This window comes from Yaniella soli, assembly GCF_054782375.1.
The window spans coordinates 1-551 of sequence record NZ_BAAGSP010000089.1 but is presented as its reverse complement, the minus strand read 5'-3'; the positions used below and the strand labels follow the sequence as shown (position 1 = coordinate 551).

The 551-nt window shown below is 56.6% G+C and carries 1 protein-coding gene and 1 pseudogene; both read right to left on the bottom strand.

What is annotated here, in order from left to right; all coding sequences use genetic code 11:
* Positions 1–314, bottom strand: a 314-nt coding sequence (locus ACYVJT_RS15335) for a transposase (protein WP_499418573.1), incomplete at its 3' end; no start/stop codon positions are given.
* Positions 315–551: pseudogene (locus tag ACYVJT_RS15330) on the bottom strand (IS30 family transposase); the annotation flags it as partial. It abuts the gene before it with no gap.

The window sequence follows — 551 nt, the reverse complement described above, 5'->3', positions numbered from 1 at the left end:
TGTGGCAGTATCTTGCGGACCTTGTGCAGATACACGGTGCGATAAATGGCCTCGTGACTGATGTGCATCCGCGTATTCATCGGGTAGTCCAACCGCAACCTGCCAGCGATTTGTTCCGGGGACCAATACCGCTGTAACCGTGAGCTCACGTAGTTGGTCAACACCGGATTCTTTTGGAGTTTCAGTCGTTGTGGGCGGGCACGGTTGCGGGTTGCCCGGTCATGAGCGTCGATGGCTCGATACTGCTTGGTCCCTTTGTTCTTGGTGATTTCTCGACTGATCGTCGAAGGGGCTCTGCCCAGTTCTGCTGCCATGGTTCGAAGTGATTTCTCGGCTGCTAGCCCACGGGAAATTTCTTCCCGCTCGGCGAGTCTCAACGCTGTGGGCGGGGGTGTGGGTTCTGGGAACCAGATCCCACCACGAGGCCGCAGGATCGAAAATACCGATCCCGGTGGTCTGTCGACCGTTTCGGAAATCTCAGTAAATGAATGTCCTTGTTTCCATAGTTCCCAGACTCGGCGGCGTTGGGTCTCCGGAAGTCCAGGCCGTCC